Genomic DNA, 21,118 nt, shown 5'->3' with positions numbered 1-21,118 from the left:
CTCCATTAAAGGTCTGATACCCAACTAAAAAGGAATCCGTCACCGGCTTTCGCCGATATGACGGGGTCATGCATTGTTCATGCACTGGCTTTTAACACACTGTTGAGTTCTCAAGAAACGGACGCGTTCTCCCCGGTCCTGCGAGAGGCGCTTTTCGTTTCGTTCGTTCGTTGTGTCTTTATTCTTTCAGCGACCGTATTTTCTGTCAAATTCGGCGCTTTCGGAATTCCGACCGCACCCCGTCTCCGAGGCAACTCTCCTAACCTACTCCAACATCTGACCGATGTCAAAGCCGCTGTTCGGAGGCACAGTGCAGGGCACAGTGATCCGCCGATCGGCGGTGCAGCTAGGAGGTGGCCCCAGAGCGAGACCGGCGATCACCGCCGTCCTCGTGGGACTGGTGAACTCTATGCATCCCTCTGCGAACCGTCAAATCAACGGAATCCCCTTCCCCTATCGGTGTTTCCGTCCGGCTACGGGTAGGTACAGAAGGTGAGCGATCAACCCATTCCTAGAGCGCTCATCGTCCTGCTGGGGATGGCCGGCGCCGTCGTGACGCTGTTCGGCATGCGCGAGGTGGCGTCCATCATCGGGCCGGTCGTGTTGGCGCTCGTGCTCGTCATCGCCGTGGCCCCGGTGCGCAACTGGCTGGCCCGGCACGGCGCACCGGCCTGGACGCAGGTGGTCATTCCCTTCGTGATCGTGCTCTTCGTCCTGCTCGGCATGGTGGCGATCCTGACGTTCGCGGTCACGGAGCTCGCCGGCCTGCTTCCCACGTACGGCCCGCAGTTCCAGAAGCTGCTCGACGAGGCCCAGCGGCTCGCGACCTCCGTCGGCCTCAGCAACGCCAAGATCAACGAGGCGATCAAGGGCATCGACCTCGGCAAGATCGTCGGGGTGGTGCAGAGCCTGCTGGGCAGCCTGGTCAGCGTGCTGTCGGGCCTGTTCCTCATCGTGGTGCTGCTGCTCTCGATGTGCCTGGACGGGCCCGTGACCGCGCGGATCCTCGAGGCCGGGCACAGCAGCCGGCACATGCTGGTGAGCGCGCTGGCCACGTTCGCCCAGAAGACCCGGCAGTACCTCATCGTCTCGACGGTGTTCGGACTGATCGTGGCGGTGCTGGACGCGGTGGCGCTGGCGATCCTCGGCGTGCCGCTGCCGATCCTGTGGGGCGTGCTCGCGCTGATCACGAACTACATCCCCAACATCGGCTTCGTCCTCGGCCTCATCCCGCCCGCGCTGCTGGCACTGCTCGACGGCGGGCCCAAGCAGATGGTGCTGGTCATCATCCTCTACTGCGTCATCAACGTGGTGATCGAGTCGTTCATCCAGCCGAAGTTCCTGGGCGACGCGGTGGGGCTGTCGACCACCATGACGTTCCTGTCGCTGATCCTGTGGACGTTCGTGCTGGGAGCGCTGGGGGCGCTGCTCGCGATCCCGCTGAGCCTGTTCGCGCGCGCCCTGCTCGTGGACAGTGACCCGCGCGCCACCTGGGCGGCCGCCCTGCTATCGGGTACGCCACCCGAGGAGCCGCCCGCGGCCGCGCCACCCGGCACGCCGCCTCCGGTGGAGACCCCCGCCCGGGCCCCGGCCGTGGCGCCAGGCGCGCCGGCGAGCGGGGAGAGCGGCACGACCGAGCCCACCCCTCCGCGGTGACACCGCTCAGGTGAGCAGGCGGCTCAGGGGCACCCCGCTCAGGCGCTTCACGTCGTGGGACAGATGCGCCTGGTCCGCGTAGCCCGACGCCGCCGCCACCTCCGCCAGGGCGACCCCCGAGCGGGCCAGCCGCAGCGCCCGCTGGAAGCGCACCACGCGCTGGAGCGTCTTGGGCGGGTAGCCGAAACCGGCCACGCTCCTGCGGTGGAGCTGCCGCTCGCTGAATCCGAGCTCCCAGGCGGCCTCGCGCACGCTCAGCCCCGAACGCAGCGCCGCCACCAGGGCCGGGGCCGCGGGGTCGGCGGGGGCGGTCTCCCTGATGCGGGCGGCGACGGCTCGCCTCATGAGCCGCAGGCGTTCGCCGAGCAGGTGCCCGGGGCCGTACGGGATGGTGCCCGCCGAAAGGGACGACACCGTGTCCGGTGCGAGGAACGGGGACCAGTCCGCGGGGTTGAGCGCGGCGAGCGGGACCCGCTGGTCGCGCAGCCCGTGGACGGGCACGCCGAACACCTCGCCCGTCGCGCCCGGCCCGAAGCGGACGCCGGCGAACACCTCGCCGACGCGCATGGGCGCGGGCATCGGCCCCGTGTCGGGCCCCGCGACGAAGAGCCCGGCCGGGCCCCAGATGAGGTCGACGCAGCCGTCGGGCACCACGAGCTGCGTGCCGTCACTCGCGGGGACCTGGCCCCAGACGCACACGACCCGCCCGGCGAGCTCCGGCGTGGGCGGCCGTTCCTCGTACATCCCCCCACGCTAGGACACGCCACCGACGACGCGCCCCCGCGCGGGCGGGTCAGGAGAGCGGGCGGGTCAGGAGAGCCGCCCGTACGCGCGCAGGGTCTTGAGGCGCTCGACGGTCACGTACCCGCCCCATTCGTGCTCCACCACGGGCGTCCACATCAGCCAGTTGCCGCCCCACCCGCCCTCGGGCGACTGGGCGGCGGCCAGCGCGTCCAGGTGCCGGTCCAGCAGGTCCGCCTCGAACAGCGGAAGCCGGGACGGCGCCGGGGCGAAGTCCAGCGGGAAGTGAGCCTCGCCCGGGGTGTCCGGGTCGAGGGCGACGGTGTCCAGGACGGCCTCACGCAGGCGGGCGAACTCGGCCTCGGCCCGTTCCCGGTCCGGCGCCTCCTCCAGGAAGGCGACGATCGCCCGCGCCTCGTACGGGGTGGTCCGCTCGACGGCGGCGATCCGGGTCCAGCAGAACGCGGTGGCCCGCTCCAGCCACGGGTGGACGGCGCGGTGCTTGTGCAGGAGCGCGGCGATCGAGGCGGTCGGCACCAGGTTGCCCGGCGGGTCGTCGTCGGTCTCCCACCAGGGCGCCCGGGCGGTGCCGCGCACGCCGGGCAGCACGAACGGCACGCCGCCGTCGCCGGTCGTCACCGACAGCAGGTAGTCGCAGGCCCTCGGCGCCATCGGGTCGGCGAACGCGTCCAGCTCGTCGAGGACGTGGAAGGCCACCTCGACCGGCTCCGGCTGGCTGCCCGCGCCGCGCAGGTCGGGTTCGAGCGCGTTGCCGAAGCCGCCGTCGGCGTTCTGGTAGCAGCGCAGCACGTCGAGGACCCGGTCCCGCGATCCGCCGGCGAACAGCGCCTCGAACCTCAGCCGGTCGAGCAGCCGCCCGTGGAGCTCCAGGTAGGCGGCCGCCCGGGCCAGCACGTCGATCTTCATGTCCATGAGCGGAACGTACCCGGCACGGCGCGCCCCGCTCTTGTAGGAATCGGACGCCTCAGGCCGCCGACGTGACGCGGGTCTTGTCCGCGGGCACGGCGGGGGCCGTCACCCCGGTCGCGACGCGGCGGCCCCACGGCATGGCGACGAGCAGCACCGGCAGCAGCACGATCGACGCCCGCGACCAGTCGGCGTGCAGCCCCCACCAGGTGTTGACGTCGAACTGGGTCATGTACAGGTAGCCGTACGCCGCCCACGCCGACACGCCGATGATCGCCGGCCAGGCGAACCGCGTGGGCCGGGCGACGAGGAACGGCATGAACCACAGCAGGTACTGCGCGCCGAGCCGCGGCGTCACGACCATGAAGATGAGCAGGATGGCCGTGGTCATGTCGATCGGGTCGGCCCGCCGCCACAGGAAGATCACGCCGATGACGCAGGCGTAGATGAGGTTCGTGCCCAGCTTGGCGAGGCCGGGCTCCAGCGCCCAGTCACCACCGGTCTTCCACGGGGTCCAGCCCCATTCGCCGACGATGGGACGGATGTCCTGGATGGTCCTGATGACCTCGGGGATCTGCTGGAGCGAGGTGCCCGCGAAGATCGGCAGGGTGACGAGGAAGAACAGCGGCACGAGACCGGTCACGAACAGCGCGGCCACGCGGGCGCGCAGGTGCGGCAGGAGCAGCAGCATGCCGGGGATGAGCCAGATCGGCCAGCTCTTGGCGCACAGGGCCAGGCCCATGAGCAGGCCCGCGAGTCCGGCCCGCTTGAGGTCGGCGCGGTCGGTCGGACCTGCCGCCAGGGCCCGGCGCAGCATGCCGCCGGGGCCGAGCACCCGGTAGGCGGCGGTGCGCCAGCCGTAGGCGGTCACGCCGCGGCGGACGCGGGCGACGACCTGGGTGCGGATGCCGGGCCGCTCGGGCGAGCCCGGCCCGCGGGCCACCACGAAGGCGGCCACGCCGAAGACCAGCGCCACCGGCTCGACCTGGCCATGGATGCAGGCCACCAGCAGCGCGAGCGGGTTGAGCGCGTACTGCAGGGCGCGCAGCGACGCCTTGGGGCCGCCGGACAGCTTGGCGACGAGCGGGATCAGCGCGATGTCGGCGACCACGGTGACCAGGCGCCCGGCGTACTCCCACGGGATGCCGAGCCAGAGCAGGATGCCGTAGACGTACGGGATCGTCGGCAGGAAGTGCCAGCCGCCCTCGCTGGCGAGCACAGGGTCCTGGCCGTTGAGCACGGCCTCGCCGGCGGGTTTGAAGCTCTCCATGAAGTCGACCGGCTGCCACGAGTCGTGCGCCGCGGTGAACAGGAGCAGCACGCGGACGGCCACGCCGACGACGACGGCGACGATGATGGGCGGCCGCCAGTCCCGCCACTGGGCGACGACGGCGAAGACGACTCCCGCGACGAGCACGGTCCCTGTGAGAAATGCGTATTCCATGGCGGGTCTAGCCTGCCGTACTCCCCTGGATGCTTCCACTTGCGAAGCCATTCTTATCCCCGACATGGCGGGTCGTACCGCGATAGACCGTGACCCTCTGTGCTGAACTCTTTCCATGGGGGGATCGCAGGTCAACCGGGCTCTGGTCCGGCTCTACTTCGAGGTGAAAGATGAGCTTCGCGACCCGGTCGCCGCCTGGGCGAAACTCACAGCAAACTCTGAGGTGTACCGCAGGGCCCGTGGCGGACGGCGGGTGCCGCTGGACGACGGCACGGCCGCGGAGCTGACGGCCGCGGCGATCGTGCACACGGCGGCCGAGTACGGCCCGGACCGGGTGGCGGCGCTGGCGACCTCGCCGCTGGCGGGGCTGGTGGCCGCGCTGGGCGGGGCGGTGCTGACCGAGCAGCCGACGGCGCCGTGGCAGATGCTCGGGCCGGGCTTTCGCGGTCCGGAGCCGGACGACTGGCCGCGCGCGGCGTACGTGGTGCTGTGGGGTGAGAACAACCGGCTGATCCGCACGCCGGGCGCGCCGTGGGTGATCGCCGGGCGCTACAAGGGCCAGAAGGTCGTGGCGATCGGCCCGCACCCGACGCGGCTGTCGGACGAGACGCTGGTCGTGCGGCCGGGCACGGACGGCGCGCTGGCGATGGCGATGGGGCACGTGCTGCTCAAGGAGTTCCTGCTGGAGCGGCCGGCGTTCGCCGAGCACGCGCTGGACCACACGGACCTGCCGTTCCTGGTGCGGCTGCGCGAGCTGGGCGGCGCGTGGGTGGCGGGCTGCGGGATCGGGCGGCGCGCCGACCGGCTCAGCGTGTACGGCGGGCCACGCGGCGAGTCGGTGGAGGTGCTGCTGCCGCGCTTCGACGACGGGCCCGGCGTGCTGCGGCGCGGCGTGCCGGTGCGGCGGTACGGGGACCTGCTGGTGACGACGGTGTTCGACCTGCTGCTCGCGGTGTACGGGGTGCCCAGGGACGGGCTGCCGGGCTGCTGGCCGGACGGCTTCGAGGACCGGGCCGAGCCGTACACGCCGGCCTGGCAGGAGCCGCTGACCGGGGTGCCGGCCGCGCGGGCGGTCAAGGTGGCGCGCGAGCTGGGCGCGACGGCGGAGCGGACCGGGGGCCGGTGCGTGATCGTGCCGGGGCGGCTGGAGACCTCGCACGCCGACACGGCGTACCGGGCCATGCTGGCGCTGCTCGTGCTGACCGGGTGCGGCCGCGGCTGGGCGCAGGAGGGGGCGGGCGACGAGGTGCCGCTGGTGCCGTACCTGTGCCTGCACGCCCTCGGCGAGGACGGCGCGAACGTGGGCAGGCTGTGCTGGCCGCTGGCCGACGGCGTGCTGAGCGGGCGGACGGGGCGTTCGGTGCTGGTCGAGGCGGTGCGCGACGGGCTGCCGATGACGCCGTCGCCCCGGGTGCTGGCGCTGCCGCGGCCGATCTACCCGGTGCCGCCCGACCTGGACCTGCTGATCGGGCCGGACGACCGGTGCGACGTGGCGTTGCCGGAGGCGGGGCTGGTGGCCGACGCGGTGGCCAAGCTCGCGGTGGGCCGGGTCGAGCCGGCCCCGGCGCGGGCGCAGGATCCGCCCGTGCCGGGGCCGATGCGGCTGATGGTGGACCACGCGTGGATGCACGAGTACGGGGAGGCGCTGCCGACGTACCGGCCGCCGGGGCCGGGCCTGCCGGTCAAGCCCACGTATCTCGTGCCCTACATGCCACTGGTTCCCTTCAGCCCGTGAAGCCCTTGAAGATGCCGGTGAACTCGTAGGCCGTCTGGGCGATGCCGCTGCACGTCGGCGAGACGCCGCCGCCGGGGCAGCCACCGTTGTCGCGCCCGGCCGACCAGAAGCCGACGAACCCGATGTGGTTGGCGTCGGCCCAGTCGCGCAGCTTGCGGGCGTCGGCCTGGGTGGTGGTCATGCCGGTGTCGTTGCGGCCGATCATCGGGGTCACGCCGAGCATCCGCCTGAGCTGCGCGTCCGACCGGGACGGCCAGACGGTCCTCATCTGGCCGAGGGTGGCCTGGGCGGCCGAGATCATGGCGTCGCCCCACGAGCCGGTGTAGCCGAAGTTCATGAGCATCGGGTTGACAGTCACCTCCAGCCCGCGGGCGGCGGCGTCCTGGAGGATCTGCAGCGAGAACGGGTCCACGCCATAGTCCTGGCCCTGGACGCGCAGGGTGTAGCTGACGGTCGTGCCGCGCTCGGCCTGGAGCTGGCGCAGCGCGGTGTTGACCTTGGCGACATCGATGGACGCCTCGACGTCCACGTCGAGGTGGTTGGTGCCGACGGTGTCGAGCACCTTCCTGTACGCGGCGAGCAGCGCGGCGGAGGTGCCGCAGGTGTGCTCCAGGTACGGGCCCATGGCGCCGCCGCTGGCCACGACCACCTGGCCGCCCTGGGCCTGGAGGGCCTTGACGTCGCCGATGATCCGGGCGTCGGCGAGCGGGATGGTGCCGCCCCAGGCGGGGTTGCAGCCGGAGCTGTCGCCGAGGACGAAGGCGAGCGTGTAGTTCTTGACGCCGGTCGCCGAGGCCGCGCTGACCAGGGAGGGCGTGGTCATGGTGATGTCGATGTACGGGGCGTACCGGATGGCGCCGGTGGGCGGCGGGGTGGTGCCGGTCGTCCGGCCGCTCGCCGAGGGGCTGTAGGCGGAGCAGTTGCCGGCGGCGTCGCAGGCGCGCACGCGGAAGCCGTAGCCGGTGTCGGGGGTCAGGCCGGTGGCGGTGTAGGTGGTGGAGGTGACGGCGACCGGGGCGCCGTCGTCGCGGGAGACGTCGTAACGGGCGACGCTGCCCGAGTCGTCGGTGGAGGCGTTCCAGGTGAGGGTGAGGCTGGAGCCGGTCGCGCCGCCGACGGACAGGCCGGTGGGCACCGTGGGCGGCCGGGTGTCGGGGGCGCCGCCGGGGCCGTCGAGGACGACGTCGTCGGCCAGGTACGCGGGCTGGCCGTACCAACCGTTGACGTACACGGTCACGGAGGTCGTGCCGGCCGGGGTGGTGAAGGAGGTGGACAGGTGCGCCCACTGCGCGCCGGGCGTGCCCCAGGTGCTGGTCTCCACGCCCGCGCCGGTCGCGCCGAGGAAGACGTAGGCGCCCTGGACCCAGGCGGACAGCCGGTAGGTGGTGCCGGGCTGGACGGTCACGCTCTGGCCGCAGCGGGCGTGGTCGCCGCCGCTCGGGGTGCCCTGGAGGGCGCGGGCGCCGCCGTGGACGGGTGAGGAGACGGCCGCGGCCGTGCCGGAGCAGGTCCAGCCGGACAGGCCCGACTCGAAGCCGGGGTTGGCGAGGATGTTCGCGGCGGCGGCCGGGGCGGCGTTCAGCGCGGTGAGGCCGGCGGCGAGCGTGACGGCCGCCACGAGGGTGCGGATCAGCTTCATGGGGGGTGTCCTTTCACGGGGCTCATGGGAACGCCCCACCGCGGGACATGAGCGGTGGGGCGTTCGCACGGAGGCCGTCGGGCGGGTCAGAAGCCGGCGGTGATCCGGGTGAACTCCCAGTCGCTCTGGGAGATGCCGCTGCAGTGGGACACGACGCCGCCGCCGGGGCAGGGGCGGTCGCGGTTGACGGCCCAGTAGGCGAGCCTGGTCAGGCCCTTGCCCTTGGCCCAGTCGCGGATCTGGGTCCAGGTGGCGGGCGTGGTGAGCTCCTGCTGGTCGGACAGGCCGTTCATGCCGGAGATGCCCATGTGTGAGTACGCCGTGGCGTCGCTCCAGCCGAACGCGTTCTTGAGAGCGTTCTTCAGGCCCTCGGAGGCGTTGACGGTGTCCTGGTAGATGGTGGTGCCGCCGAAGTCGAACGGCATGATCGTGTAGTTGTCGATCGGCACGCCGAGGGCCTTCGACTGGTTGATCAGCCGGACGCCGTGGGCGTTGGGGCCGGTCTTGGTGGTGCCGAAGGTGACGACGACCTTGACGTTCGGGTTGTTCTGCTTGACGATCTTCAGGCCGTTCAGGATGCGGTCCTGGACGGTGTAGTTCTCGAACTCGTCGGTGTTCTCGATGTCGAAGTCGACCACGGCGGGCCCCACGGCGTTGATGACCTGCTGCACCGCTCCGGCGAACGCCTGCGGGGTGGAGCAGTTCGGGCCGAGCTTGTTGCCCTGCCAGCCGCCGAAGGAGATCTGGACGCTGCCGCCCGCGGCCTTGATCGCCGAGATGGCCTGCGCGTCGGCGCCGCCGGTCAGCGGGCGCTGCCCGTCCCACGCGGGGGTGCAGCCGCCGCTCGACAGGATGAACGCCATGGTGAACGACTTGACGCCGGTCGCGCTCATGACCGAGGCGGGGGCGGGCGGGTTGCCCCAGCCCATGTAGAGGTAGGGGGCGCCGGGCATCTTGGAGCCGCCGCCGCCCGTGCAGCCGCTGGTGGTGCCGGTCACCGAGGCGTCGGCCGACTCGCCGGCGGAGTTGTAGGCGCGGATCGCGTAGGTGTGCGTGGTGCAGGTGCCGAGCGAGCCGATCGTGGCCGAGGTGCCGGAGACCGTGGCCCGGTTGGTGGAGCCCTCGTAGACGCGGTAGCCGGTGACGGTGCCGGACGAGGCGGTCCAGGACAGGGAGATCGAGCTGTTGGTGGTGGCGGTCACGCGCGGGGAGCCCGGGGTTCCCGGCGCGCCGGGGTTGCCGCCGCCGGTGACGGGCTTCCACAGGGCCGGCACGACCGGGGGCTCCCAGCCGGTCTGCGAGGTGTGGGCCTGGATGCACTCGTAGTCGGCGCCGTTGTAGGTGACGCGGGCGCCGACGGCGTACCAGACGCCGGGCTGCCACGCGGCGGCGAGGGCCTTGGCGGCGGCGGATGCGGAGACGGGTGCGGAGGCGGCGGAGACCGGCACGGCGGCGGCGGCCGAGGCCGGCACGGTGGTGGCCGCTCCGGCGCCGATCATGGCGAGGGCGGCGAGCAAGGCGAGGAACATGCGACGGAATCTCATGGCATTCCCTGGAAGTGCGGCTTCACGGGTGGGGGGTGCGATGGGGCGCCCGGTGCGTGCGCCGTTCCGCCCGGCCCGGCGGGCCTGGCGGCTCGGGTGCCGTACGGCTCGCGCCGGGGGGTGAGAGCGCGAGCCGTACGGCGCGGCCCGCGCGGATGGCGCGGGCCCCTGGGACGGCGGGACGGGGTGGCGGCCGGCTGGGGTCAGGGCGAGACGGCGGGGGGCGGCGAGCGGGTCATGGCTCCCCGATTCATGATTACTTTTAGGAAAGTTTCCTAAGAGTTGTGGCGATCGTAGCCTTGACACCCGGTCCTTACAAGACCCAAACCGGCGGTGGCGCGCGTCCCCATGCCCGGAAGCGACGAGGGCGCCGCGGCCGGATCGGCCGCGGCGCCCTCGTCCTGAATCGGAGTGTCAGGACCGGCGGGTGACGCGGACGTCGTCCACGCCCGCCTCGACCAGCGAGGCGCCCGAGGCGTCCGCCGCGTCGATCAGGATGCGGACCGTCTGGCCCGCGAACGCCGTCAGGTCCGCGGTCGCCGTGCTCCACGAGCCGTTGCGGTTGGACGCCGCGCCGGTCTGCTGCAGGACGGTCGCGGTGGTGCCGCCCACGACCCGCACGCGGAAGTAGTCGGCGCTGGAGCTGTTGGAGCCGTGCGCGAGGTACCACGACAGCGACAGGCTCAGCGTGCCGCCCGAGGGCAGCGTGATCGGCGGCGACTGGATCGAGGTGACACCGCCGTCGACGTCGTAGTCGCCGGCCGAGGTGCCCGCGAGCCGGCCCGTCACCAGGTCGTTGGTGCCGCTGACGGTGGTGCCGAGCTGCTTGGCGCCGGAGGAGGTGGTGTCGGCCGGGTCGCCGCGCTCCCACTGCCCGACCGTGGCCGTGTCGGTGCCCGACGGGTTGGCGGTCCACCCGGTGGCCGACTCGAACGTGTCGGAGTACACGGTCTCCGGCGGGTTGCCCGTGCCGCAGTACTGGCTCTCCTTGCCGATGATCCGGTACACGCAGTCGGCGTACTCGAGGAAGCGGAGCACGACCTCGCGGTTGCGGGTGGTCTGCGGGACGATCTGCTCGTCGGGCGGGTAGAAGCCGGGGTTGGAGCCCGTGGGGTACATCTCGAAGGTCCAGCTGAAGATCTTGTAGACGCCCCACATCCAGTCGTCGATCGTGCCGTCGGTGATGTAGAGGTCGCTGGACTGCTCCGGCGTGTAGCCGTTGGTGGCGGCCATGTTCTGGCCGAGCACCGCGTGGGCGTCGCGGTCGTCCTGGGTCAGGCCGGGCGCGGTGTCGTTGTAGGTGAAGCCGTACGGCCACAGCACGAGCTCGCTGTAGGTGTGCCAGTCGATGTGCGCCTTGATCTGCTGGACGCCGCCGACGACCCGGCTGCGCACCCAGTTGGCCGTCGCCTTCACCTCGGGCGCCGACTCGGCGGCCGAGCCGCGGTAGGTCTCGCTGGAGGTCGAGCCGGACGAGCCGCCGCAGCAGCCCCAGTTGTAGCCCCAGTTGCGGTTGATGTCGGTGCCGACGGCCGACGAGCCGCTGTTGGGCTGCCGGTTCTTGCGCCACGAACGGTAGGAGCCGGTCGCGATGTCGTACTCGCCGCCGTCGGGGTTGAGGTCCGGCATGATCCAGATCTCCCGGGTGTTCACCAGGTTCGTGATCCGGCTGTCGCTGCCGTAGTTGTCGGCCAGCAGGTGCATGATGTACAGCGCCATCTCGACTGTGAGGTGCTCGCGGGCGTGCTGGTGGGCGGTGAAGAGCACCTCGGGCTCCGCCTCGTCGGTGCCCACGTTGTCGCTGATCTTGACGCCGATGAGCTGCCTGCCCTCGTACGAGGTGCCGTACGTGAACGTGCTCGCGATCGCGGGATGGGCGGCGACCAGCGCGTTCACGTCAGCGGTCATCTCGGCGTAGTTGTGGTAGCCGGAGTCCGCCGGCGGGAAGTCGAAGGCCTCGGCGCCGGACCGGGACGCGGGGCGGGGCAGCTCCGTCACCTGGTAGCCGAGGCGCCTGATCGCGGCCACCTCGGCCCCCGTGGCCGTGACGGTGACCGATTCCCTCGCCACCTCCTCGATCGCGGCGCCGGTGGCCGCGACGGCGCTGCGCTGCCGGGCGTCGGACGGCCCCTGCACGCGGTACTGCCGGTTCGGCGGTGGCTCGGCGGAGGCCCCCGCCCCGGTGACGCCGCTCAGGCAGAGCAGCCCCAGGACGGTCAGCAGGATGACTAAACGACGTCGCACGTCGTCCTCCTCGGGTGCGCGGAATGGGTGTTGACACGCGCCTGAACCGAGAGTGAAGACGATCCCTTGCATGGGAAAGACCCAATTTGCCCCTCGCGGGCCGCGCGCCTGCCGAAGCGGTGCGAGTATGGCAGGCACGCGGGCGCTGAGCTGGGGTTTTTTCCCAGAACTTGGCCGATCGGAGGCCGCCGGGCGTCCGGATCCGGTCACCCACCCGACGCGCCTGGCCGACCGTCTTCAGTTCGAACGTTTGTCCACCACGAAGGGTGTCGACGCGGTAACTTTCCGCCACGCCAACCGCAAAGCACGAGGCGCTCCATCGGATCTTCCGGGAGGACTCTTCGCTCTTCGCCCGCACGTTCAAGCTGCTGGACATCGCGTTCCCGGCGCCGTGCGCCGTCTCGGTGATGGACACCGATCTCACCGAGCTCGAGCCCGTCGCACGGCGCGCCGACACGCTGCTGTACCTGGAGAGCGAGCAGGGCGACCACGTGCTCGTGATCGAGTCCCAGTCACATGAGGACAAGGACAAGAGCAGCTCGTGGGCGTACTACATCGGATATCTGCACGCGCGGCACACGTGCCCGGTCACCCTGCTGGTGGTGTGCCACGACCTGGCCACCGCCCGCTGGGCCCGGCGTCCCAAGGGGATCGGGCTGGAGGAGCGTCCGTCCCTGGTGCTCCATCCCATCGTCCTGGGGCCGGACAACGTCCCGGCCGTCACCGACCTGGCCCAGGCGTCCGAGGACGTGGTCCTGGCCGTGTTCTCGGCGCTCACACACGGACGATCAGCGCAGGTCACTGCCATACTGGAGGTACTTGCCGCAGCCCTGGACACCGTAGACACCCAAACCGCCGGATACTTCGCCGAGTTCACCGAGGTCGGCCTCGGTGACACCGACGCCCGACACCTGTGGAGAGCCTTGATGTCCACCAAGACGTACCGCTACCAGTCGGAGTACGCCCAGCAGATCCGCGCCGAAGGCGAGGCACGAGGCGAAGCCCGAGGTGAGGCCAAGGCGCTCTTGCGCGTCCTTCACCACAGAGGCGTGCCCGTGCAGCCGGCCGTCCGCGAGCGCATCATGGGCTGCTCCGATACCGACCTTCTCGAGACGTGGCTCGACCGCGCTCTGAACGTCACCACCGCCGACGAGCTCTTCGCCTGACCCACACACCGCATTCCGGGCGCCGCACACCGCGGCGCCCGGCTGCTATTGGAGCTGTCGATGCCCTCTCATCCCAGCGACGTGGTCGCCAGCTTGGCGCCGAAGCCCAGGAAGAGGGCGCCGACACCGGAGGTGAGGCCGGCGCTGAGGCGGCGGCGGGAGCGGAACTGGGCGGCCAGGAAGCTTCCCCCGAAGATCAGGGACGTCAGGTACAGCAGGCTGAAGACCTGGATGATCGCGCCCAGGATGAGGAACGACAGCGCGGGCGTCCCGTAGGACGGGTCCACGAACTGGATGAAGAACGAGACGAAGAAGAGGATCGCCTTCGGGTTCAGGAGGCTGATCGTCAGGGCCTTGCGGAACGGGCGGCTGCGGCGGTCCGAAGGCTCGGACACCGCGGCGGCACCAGCGGCACCGGCACCAGCGGCATCGGCGGCGGCCTCCGTCGCAGCGGCCGGTGAGGCCGAGGAGCGCCAGGCCCGCCAGGCGCCGCGGAGCATCTGGAAGCCGATCCACGCCAGGTAACCCGCCCCCGCGTACTTCACCACCGCGAACAGCACCGCGTTGGAGCGCAGCAGGGACGCGGCGCCGGCCGCCGCGAGCGCCATGAGCACCGTGTCGCCGACGAACACGCCGGCCGCCGCCCGGTACCCCTGCCGGACGCCCTGCTGCGCCGAGAGGCTGAGCACGTACAGGGAGTTGGGGCCGGGCAGGAGGATGATGAAGAACGCGCCGACGATGTACGAAGAGATGTCGGTGATGCCGAAGAACATGCCGCTTGCTCCTGGGAGAAGGTGACATATCACGGTATCGCGTGCTCAGCCGATCGTCGCGGTGCGGGGAGCAAATCGGTGCGGCCGTTGAACTGGAGCTGCTCCGTGGCCACGCCGCCGAAGACCTTGGCCGCAAGGGGGCCGTTGCCGATCGGCAGCGCCTGGGTCTCCCAGTCGGTGGCTGGGGGATCCGGCATAGTAAACCGATGGGCAAGGGGATCGCCCGAACGTGTCAAAAGAGGCAGTGGCATGGCAAAGCGTCAGGTACGGTAAGCCACCGGCACCCGCTGTCGAGGACGAGTGACCCCCACGTGCTCATTCGAACCCCTTCGGTCGCGCGGCGCCGGGGTAAGCACGAGGTCACCCCCGACCGCCCATCCGGCAGGCCTGACCGCACGTGGTGCGGGTAGTCGCCGGTCGTCGGCCTACTTGCGGAGCAGCAGCCTTGGATCATCTCCCGGTCACCCTGCCACGCCTCACCTCTCTCGCCCGCCAGGCGGTGCCCCGGCTCCTGGAGGGAGTGGTGGCGCCCCTCGCCGTGTTCTACGCGGCGCTCGCCGTGCTCGGGCTGACGGGCGCGCTGGTGGCCGCGGTCGCGTGGGTGTACCTGGGGGTCGTCTGGCGGCTGGTGCGCGGGATCCGGGTGCCCGCCACGATGATCCTCGCGGCCATCGCGATCACCGCGCGGGCCGCGGTGGGGTTCTGGACGGGGAGCTGGGTGGTGTACTTCATCCAGCCCGAGCTGGGCACGATCTGCATCAGCATGGCGTTCCTCGCCTCCGTGCGGCTCAACCGGCCACTGGTGCAGAAGCTCACCCTCGACTACATCCACCTGCCCTCCGCGGTGCTCAAGCACGAGCGGATGCGCCGCTTCTTCGCCCGGATCACGCTGCTGTGGGGGTTCGTCCTGCTGGCCAACTCCACGGTGAGCATCTGGCTGGCGCTGCACGAGTCGCTCGGCACGTTCATGCTGCTGCGCACGTCAGCCGTGGCCGCGATCAGCGGCGCGGCCATCGCCTTCTCGATCCTCGCGTTCAAGCGGGTGCTCCGCCGCCTGCACGTGGCCCACGCCTGATCCCCCTCGGCCAGCAGGAACGCCCCGCACATCCCCATCACCAGGCCCGTCAGCATCTCGAAGAGCTGCACCACCCCGAGCGCTCCGCCGGGCCCGCCGCCGAGCGGGGCGCCCGTGACGGTGATGACCATCGCGTACAGGCCCCAGCCGAACATCGTCCCGCTGCCCAGCCACGCCACCGTCAGGGGCCGCCAGAGCGGGCCGCGTCCCCGCCCCCGGACGACGGCCAGCAGCGCCGCGGCGCCGCCCACGGCCAGCAGGCCCTTGATGCCGTCCTGCACGCCGGCGATGAAGGAGTTCGGCGCGGCCGCCATCTCGGCCGGCAGCCCGGCGTCGCCGCCGGCCGCCCAGTACAGGCGCATCCCGCCGAGCAGGACGCTCATGCCCAGCGCTCCCGTGGCCACGACCCGCTGGAACTCCGCCGACGGCCCCGCCTGCCTGCCGGCCAGGGGCGCCAGCAGCACGTGTCCCCAGCGGTCGCGGGTGTAGAGGGCGAACGCCGTCAGCAGGCAGACGCCCTGGACGATGAAGCCGCCGTACACCGTCGCGTACACCCAGGGCCTGATCGGGCCGCCGGTGTCCAGCAGGGACGGACCCTGGGCGACGAACGCGAGCGGCACCGTGGCGACGATGATCCCGAGCAGGCCGGAGGCCACCCACAGCGGCAGGAGCACCAGCCAGCCGGGCAGGCGCATCCCGCGTCGCGTGGTGAAGGACAGGGCCAGCGCCAGGGCGACGGCGTCCATGCCGAACGTCATGGCGTTCAGCCCGACCATGGTCGGGTCGTTCAGGAACGCCGGGTCGGTGACGCCCACCGGATGCCCGGTCAGCCAGAGGGTCTTGATCGTGAGGTAGGGCAGGGTGGCGGCCATCGCCACGACGCCGACCGTGACGCGGCCGATCCCGACCCGCTCCTCGTCCACGGGGTGCGCGGGCCGCGGGTGGCCGGTCCGCGTCATGTGCTGTGTCATGGTTCCAGGCTCGTGTCCGGGGGGCGGGCGATCCTCCCGGGGCGGAGGGAGATCGCTCCCCCGCCCGGGGGAGAACCGGTCAGGGCAGCTCGACGGTCAGCTCGAAGCCGTCCTGGCGCGGCGCGGCCGTCAGGACGCCGCCCGCCAGCCGTACCCGCTCACGCAGCCCCGCGAGCCCGAGGCCGCCCGGCACCGCGACGGGACGGGCGCGCGAGGGGCCGTTGCGCACGCTCACCCGGCTCGGCGACACCTCCACCGTGACCGCCGCCCCCGGCGCGTGCTTGGCCGCGTTCGTCAGCCCCTCCTGGACCACGGCGTGCGCCAGCCCGGGCGCCGGTCCCCCGGCCAGCCGCAGCGTGATCGCCATGCCGGAGGCGCGGGCGCGTTCGACCAGCCCGGCCACGTCCTCGCCGACGGGCGTCAGCGGCGCCGGGCCGGCGTCCTCGCCCAGCAGGCCGATGATCTGCCGCAGCCGCTCGGTCGCGTCGGCCGCCGCGATCCGCAGCTCGCCGGCCGCCCGGACCTGGGTGGTGTCCAGGCCGGGTGACAGCTCCAGCCCCGCGGCGCGCACCGCGATGAGCGCCAGGTCGTGGCCGAGCGAGTCGTGCATGTCGCGCGCGATCCGCGCCCGCTCGCGCAGCCGCGCCTGCGCCGCGACCGACAGCTCCGCCCGCTCGCGCTGCTGGAGCAGCCGCCGCCGCACCTGCCCCACCGCGTACGGCAGCACGTACGCGCCGAGGAGCCCGCTGACCATGGTGATCCACAGCGCCGGCCCGCTCCCCCGGGCCACCACCAGTCCCGCCCCGGCCGGCGCCACCACCGCGAACACCGCCACGGCGGACCGGGGCGGCGCCGGCCGGCGCCCGCACAGGTACGCGTACCCCATCACGAACGGCAGGGCCGGGCCGAACGGGAAGATCTTGACGCCCGGCAGCGCCAGCGGCCAGACGAGGTCGGAGGTGGCGAGCCCGTGCTCGAAGCGCCACGGCCCGAACGGCAGCAGCACCGCCACGGCCAGCTCCGGCCGGCGCCCGCCCACGATCACGGCCACCGCGGCCAGCGCCATCCGCGGCACGCTCCACAGCCCGGACGACGCCGCGTCCAGCAACGGATCGGGCCCCTGCGCGGCGATCGCGACGCACAGCAGCGCCCACAGCAGCAGCCCGGAGAGGAGACGGCGGCGGCTCTCCCGGTGCTGACCCTTCACGGCCACGACCGTATCCGGCGCGCCGGCGGGGCGCCTCGGCCGAAGGTAGGGGTCGGTCCCTGACGAACGTCAGGGTGGGGCGCGGTCCCCCGCGACGGTAGGGCTGGCACCACCTCCGATCCGGATACCCGCCCTGCTGCCTTCCTGACCTCCGGCCGCTTGGATCGTAGGTGTCGCCGGAGATCGCACCCGCACCCCCGACGAAAGTCGAGGGTGGTGTGTGTCGATCGTCCGATGTGCCGTGACCTGCGGGCTTCCTATCGTGCCCAGGGTGCGGGCCCGATCCCGATCCCAGGGGCGGGCCCGCGTGGGACCGGGGGTTTCCCCGATGCCCCTCGGCGCCTCCCGCCACCAGGCTGTGAGGTCACAACGATCGGAGTTCAACGTATGTCGCACGCCATCATGGACCTCGTCACCCAGGCGATGTCGTCCCCCTGGCTGTACGCCGCGCTGTTCGCCCTGGCGCTGCTCGACGGGTTCTTCCCCATCGTGCCGGCGGAGACATCGGTGATCACCGCCGCGGTGTTCGCCGCGTCCGGCGAGACCAACCTGGCGCTCGTCATCCTGGTCGCCGCGCTGGGGGCCTTCATCGGTGACCACGTGTCCTACCTGATCGGCAACAAGGCGGCCGGACGGCTGCGCGAGCGCAAGGCGTTCGTGTGGGCGCGGCGCGCGCTGGCCGAGCGGGGCGGCCTCGTGCTGGTGGTCGCCCGGTACATCCCGGGGGGCCGCACCGCCACCACGCTGACCATGGGCGCCGTACGGCACCCGCTGCGCTCGTTCACGTTCTTCGACGCGATCGCCGCCTCGTCCTGGGCGGTGTATTCGGGACTGATCGGCTTCTTCGGCGGGATGGCCTTCGAGAACGACCCGGTCAAGGGGCTGCTGCTCGGCCTCGGGATCGCGCTGTCCATCACCGGCGTGGTCGAGGTCGTGCGCTGGGCGCGGAAGCGACGCGCCATCCAGCCTTCCCCGGAGCGCCTTCCGGCGGACACGTCCGTTTGACCCTGTCCGGTGACCATCCGAAGCGAGAGGAGAGGACATGACGCTGCTGGCCGCGGTGATCGCCCTGGTAGGTTCGCTGTTCTTCGCACTGGGCGCCGCTCTCCAGCAGTTCGAGGCGGCCGGCGCCCCCGGCGTGCGGGGGCTGCTCGGGCTGCTGCGCCGGCCGCGGTGGCTGGCCGGCGGGGCGAGCATCCTGGCGGGCGGCGGCCTGCACATCGTGGCGCTCGGCTTCGGTCCGCTGACCGTGGTCCAGCCCATGGGCGTGGCCAGCCTGCTGTTCGCGCTGCCCATCGCGGCCACCCTGCACGGACGCCGGCCCACCCGCGCCGAGCTGGGCTCCGCCGCGATGGTGGCGGCGGGGCTCGTCGGCCTGGTGCTGCTGGTGCCGGAGTCGGACGAGCCGGCGGTGCTCGGCCCTCCCGGGGTGCTGACGCTGCTCGGCGTCGCCGGGGTCGCGGCGGCGCTGCTGTGGGGCGCCTCCCGGGTGGCCTCGCCGGCCGGCCGGGCCGCCCTGCTCGCCACCAGCTCCGGAGTCCTGTACGGCGCCACGGCCACGCTCATGCGGGTGCTGGTGGACGGCGGCTGGAACTGGTGGTACCTCCTCGCTCTCCCGGCGCCGGCCCTGCTGGCGCTGGCCATGCTCCAGCGGGCGTACGCCGTCGGCCACTTCGGCGTCTCGTTCGCGTCCCTGCAGATCGCCGACCCGCTCACCGCGGTGGCGTTCGGCGCGCTGCTGCTGGGCGAGCCCCTGCCGACGGGGCTCGCGCCGGTCGCCGCCGCGGCGCTGACCGCGGCGGGCACCATCGCGCTGGCCCGGACGACTCCCCTGGAGGCACGCCCTTGACCACCTCCTCGCCTGTCTGACCCCTCGATCCCCTTCGAAACGGAGCCCTCCCCATGGCCATGCCTCTCTCCGGCGCCGTCGCGGTCACCGAGACCGCGACCGCCGCCGAGCTCGCCCCCGTCGCCGAGCGCCCCCGCCGCGTCCTCATCTCCACCGACACCTATCCTCCGGACGTCAACGGCACGGCGTACTTCACCCACCGCCTGGCCACCGGGCTGGCCGCGCGCGGCAACGAGGTGCACGTGGTCTGCCAGTCGGACATCGGCCCCGCCACGGCCGACGTGGTCGACGGCGTCGTCGTCCACCGGCTGCGCTCCGCCCCGCTGGTCGTGCACCCGTCGATGCGGGTCACGATCCCCACCCGGCTCGACCGGCTGCTCGACGCCGTCAGGCCCGACGTGCTGCACAGCCAGGGCCACTTCGTGGTCGGCCGCGCCGCCATCGCCGCCGCCCGCCGTCGGGGGGTGCCGATCGTCGCCACCAACCACTTCATGCCCGACAACCTCTTCCAGTTCGGCCACATCCCGGCCACGCTGCGTCAGCGGGTGGGCCGGGTGGCGTGGCGCGACTTCAACCGCGTCTTCCGCCGGGCCGACCACGTCACCACGCCCACGCCGCTGGCCGCCGGGCTGCTGCGCGACCAGGGCTTCGCCGGGGCGGTCGAGCCGGTCTCGTGCGGCATCGACCTGGCTCGCTTCCACCCGCACAGCGAGCCGAAGCAGTGGGCGCGCAGGCTGTTCGACCTGCCCGACCGGCCCACCGCGCTGTTCGTCGGCCGCCTGGACGAGGAGAAGCGCCTCGGCGAGCTGGTGCGGGCGCTGCCGCACGTGCTCAACACCATCGACGCGCAGGTGGTGCTGGTCGGCCGCGGCAACCAGCGGGAGGAGCTGGAGCGCCTCGCCGGCCGGATCGGCGTGGCCGAGCGGGTGACCTTCCTCGGCTTCGTGCCGGACGAGATCATGCCGCAGGCGTTCGCGGCGGCCGACGTGTTCGCCATGCCGAGCGTGGCCGAGCTGCAGAGCATCGCCACGCTGGAGGCGATGGCCACCGGGCTGCCGGTGGTGGCCGCGAACGCGATGGCCCTGCCGCACCTGGTCGACGGCAACGGATACCTGTTCGAGCCCGGTGACGTCATGGGCCTCGCGCGGCACCTGACCGCGATCCTGGCGAACGGCGAGCTGCGCGCCCGCCTCGGCCGGGCCAGCCGCGAGCTCGCCCAGACCCACGACCACCAGGTGTCGCTGGCCCGCTTCGAGCAGATCTATGACGAGGTGACGCGATGAGCGAGCCCTACCCGGCGGGCGCCGGGGACGACGCCGCCGGCCCACGGGAAAGCGGGGTCGCGGGTGGCGCCGCAGCAGGGGCGGTGGCGCCGGGCGGCGCCGTGGCGGGGGCGGTGACGTGCGCGGCGGCCGCGGCCGGGGCCCTGGTCTACGCCGATATGACGCTGCCGGCGCAGCCGCTGGTCAGCGACTACGCCCTGGTGCCCGGGGGGACGATCCCCGTGCTGGGCGGCATGCTGGCCCTGGCCGGCGCCTGTGTCTTCCTGGCGTACGGGCTGGCGGCGCGGGCGCCGTCCCGCTCGGCGGCGGCGCGGGTGCTGCTGGTGGCCGCCGCGGGCGGCCTGATGCTGGGCGCGGTGTTCCCCACAGACCCGTCCGCCGCGGAGATCTCCTCCATGGCCGGCGAGATCCACCGGTGGGCGTCCGCGGTGGTCTTCACCGCCCTGCCGGTCGCCGGCTGGATCCTGGCCCGCGACGCCTCGGCGCCGCGCCGTCCCCAGCGCTCCGGCTCCGCCCGGGAGCAGGCGGGCGCCCGGCTCTCCGGCGCGCCGCGGTGGAACGTCGTCCGGGCCGTGAGCGTCACGTCCGCGCTGGTGCTGGCCGCGTTCCTGGCCGCCCATCCGGCCTCCTTCCTGTCTCCGCTGATCGGCGGCGACGCCTACTACGGTCTGCTCGAAAGGGCGCTGGCGCTGTCCGAGATCGCCCTGGTCGCCCTCATGGCGCTGGCCTCGGCCCGGCGCGGACGCCCCGCCGTGGCGGGCACCTCCTCGTCCCCGGCCGCGCCGCCGCTCCCCTGCGTCCCCGAGCCGCGGCGCGAGCAGCACGACGGACGCGGCAACGTGGCGGCCTGACCACCGTCCTCCC

17 protein-coding genes are annotated in these 21,118 nt (G+C 72.5%); 8 read left to right on the top strand and 9 right to left on the bottom strand.

What is annotated here, in order from left to right:
* Positions 1-492: 492 nt before the first annotated feature.
* Complete coding sequence (locus tag HTZ77_RS42470; RefSeq protein ID WP_328809092.1) at positions 493-1,656, top strand: AI-2E family transporter; 1,164 nt, start codon at positions 493-495, stop codon at positions 1,654-1,656.
* 6 nt (positions 1,657-1,662) lie between these two features.
* On the opposite strand, the gene HTZ77_RS42465 is transcribed toward HTZ77_RS42470, so the two are convergent.
* From HTZ77_RS42465 to HTZ77_RS42455, 3 genes are all read right to left on the bottom strand, one after another.
* A complete protein-coding gene (locus tag HTZ77_RS42465) occupies positions 1,663-2,400 on the bottom strand; it encodes a helix-turn-helix transcriptional regulator (RefSeq protein WP_175595457.1) in 738 nt (245 codons plus the stop codon).
* Positions 2,401-2,466: 66 nt separating this feature from the next.
* Positions 2,467-3,330 carry a hypothetical protein gene (locus tag HTZ77_RS42460; RefSeq protein WP_205304650.1) on the bottom strand — a complete coding sequence of 288 codons (864 nt, stop codon included), beginning with the start codon at positions 3,328-3,330 and terminating at the stop codon, positions 2,467-2,469.
* A 52-nt stretch (positions 3,331-3,382) separates the two neighbouring features.
* Complete coding sequence (locus HTZ77_RS42455) at positions 3,383-4,768, bottom strand: hypothetical protein (RefSeq protein WP_175595456.1); 1,386 nt, start codon at positions 4,766-4,768, stop codon at positions 3,383-3,385.
* A 115-nt stretch (positions 4,769-4,883) separates the two neighbouring features.
* Between HTZ77_RS42455 and HTZ77_RS42450 the strand changes: the two genes are divergently transcribed.
* On the top strand, positions 4,884-6,503 hold the full coding sequence (locus tag HTZ77_RS42450) for a molybdopterin-dependent oxidoreductase (RefSeq protein ID WP_175595455.1): 1,620 nt from the start codon (positions 4,884-4,886) through the stop codon (positions 6,501-6,503).
* Here HTZ77_RS42450 and HTZ77_RS42445 read toward each other — a convergent pair.
* The 3 genes from HTZ77_RS42445 to HTZ77_RS42435 all read right to left on the bottom strand — a co-directional run bounded on the left by HTZ77_RS42445 (position 6,493) and on the right by HTZ77_RS42435 (position 11,930).
* On the bottom strand, positions 6,493-8,142 hold the full coding sequence (locus HTZ77_RS42445; RefSeq protein WP_175595454.1) for a carbohydrate binding domain-containing protein: 1,650 nt from the start codon (positions 8,140-8,142) through the stop codon (positions 6,493-6,495). The genes HTZ77_RS42450 and HTZ77_RS42445 overlap by 11 nt on opposite strands.
* A gap of 86 nt (positions 8,143-8,228) precedes the next feature.
* A complete protein-coding gene (locus HTZ77_RS42440) occupies positions 8,229-9,671 on the bottom strand; it encodes a carbohydrate-binding protein (RefSeq protein ID WP_268960272.1) in 1,443 nt (480 codons plus the stop codon).
* A gap of 429 nt (positions 9,672-10,100) precedes the next feature.
* Complete coding sequence (locus tag HTZ77_RS42435) at positions 10,101-11,930, bottom strand: M14 family zinc carboxypeptidase (RefSeq protein ID WP_328809091.1); 1,830 nt, start codon at positions 11,928-11,930, stop codon at positions 10,101-10,103.
* 407 nt (positions 11,931-12,337) lie between these two features.
* Here HTZ77_RS42435 and HTZ77_RS42430 point away from each other — a divergent pair, with 407 nt between their 5' ends.
* Positions 12,338-13,096 (top strand): RpnC/YadD family protein, encoded by a 759-nt coding sequence (locus HTZ77_RS42430; protein ID WP_205304649.1) that lies wholly within the window; start codon positions 12,338-12,340, stop codon positions 13,094-13,096.
* A gap of 68 nt (positions 13,097-13,164) precedes the next feature.
* Here the strand turns inward: HTZ77_RS42430 and leuE are convergent, their stop codons facing one another.
* Both leuE and HTZ77_RS42420 read right to left on the bottom strand, forming a co-directional pair.
* A complete protein-coding gene (leuE, locus tag HTZ77_RS42425) occupies positions 13,165-13,869 on the bottom strand; it encodes a leucine efflux protein LeuE (RefSeq protein WP_175595451.1) in 705 nt (234 codons plus the stop codon).
* A gap of 29 nt (positions 13,870-13,898) precedes the next feature.
* Positions 13,899-14,066 (bottom strand): glycoside hydrolase N-terminal domain-containing protein, encoded by a 168-nt coding sequence (locus tag HTZ77_RS42420; protein WP_205304648.1) that lies wholly within the window; start codon positions 14,064-14,066, stop codon positions 13,899-13,901.
* Positions 14,067-14,314: 248 nt separating this feature from the next.
* Here HTZ77_RS42420 and HTZ77_RS42415 point away from each other — a divergent pair, with 248 nt between their 5' ends.
* The gene (locus HTZ77_RS42415) at positions 14,315-14,944 is read left to right on the top strand and encodes a VC0807 family protein (RefSeq protein WP_175595449.1); all 630 of its coding nucleotides are present in this window, start codon (positions 14,315-14,317) and stop codon (positions 14,942-14,944) included.
* Positions 14,945-15,994: 1,050 nt separating this feature from the next.
* Here HTZ77_RS42415 and HTZ77_RS48585 read toward each other — a convergent pair.
* Positions 15,995-17,122 (bottom strand): sensor histidine kinase, encoded by a 1,128-nt coding sequence (locus HTZ77_RS48585; protein WP_175595448.1) that lies wholly within the window; start codon positions 17,120-17,122, stop codon positions 15,995-15,997.
* A gap of 387 nt (positions 17,123-17,509) precedes the next feature.
* Between HTZ77_RS48585 and HTZ77_RS42405 the strand changes: the two genes are divergently transcribed.
* From HTZ77_RS42405 to HTZ77_RS42390, 4 genes are read left to right on the top strand one after another with little or no spacing between them, the layout of a single operon-like run.
* The gene (locus HTZ77_RS42405; RefSeq protein WP_175595447.1) at positions 17,510-18,127 is read left to right on the top strand and encodes a DedA family protein; all 618 of its coding nucleotides are present in this window, start codon (positions 17,510-17,512) and stop codon (positions 18,125-18,127) included.
* A 37-nt stretch (positions 18,128-18,164) separates the two neighbouring features.
* Entirely contained in the window at positions 18,165-18,971 is an 807-nt protein-coding gene (locus HTZ77_RS42400; protein ID WP_175595446.1) for a DMT family transporter, read from the top strand.
* A gap of 53 nt (positions 18,972-19,024) precedes the next feature.
* The gene (locus tag HTZ77_RS42395) at positions 19,025-20,254 is read left to right on the top strand and encodes a glycosyltransferase (RefSeq protein WP_175595445.1); all 1,230 of its coding nucleotides are present in this window, start codon (positions 19,025-19,027) and stop codon (positions 20,252-20,254) included.
* Positions 20,251-21,105 carry a DUF998 domain-containing protein gene (locus tag HTZ77_RS42390; RefSeq protein WP_175595444.1) on the top strand — a complete coding sequence of 285 codons (855 nt, stop codon included), beginning with the start codon at positions 20,251-20,253 and terminating at the stop codon, positions 21,103-21,105. Before HTZ77_RS42395 ends, HTZ77_RS42390 begins: the two co-directional genes overlap by 4 nt.
* The last annotated feature ends 13 nt before the right edge of the window (positions 21,106-21,118 follow it).

The organism is Nonomuraea montanisoli, from assembly GCF_013363975.1.
Classification (GTDB): domain Bacteria; phylum Actinomycetota; class Actinomycetes; order Streptosporangiales; family Streptosporangiaceae; genus Nonomuraea; species Nonomuraea montanisoli.
Note: the sequence above shows the minus strand (reverse complement) of the source record. Positions and strands in the feature narration are given on the sequence as shown.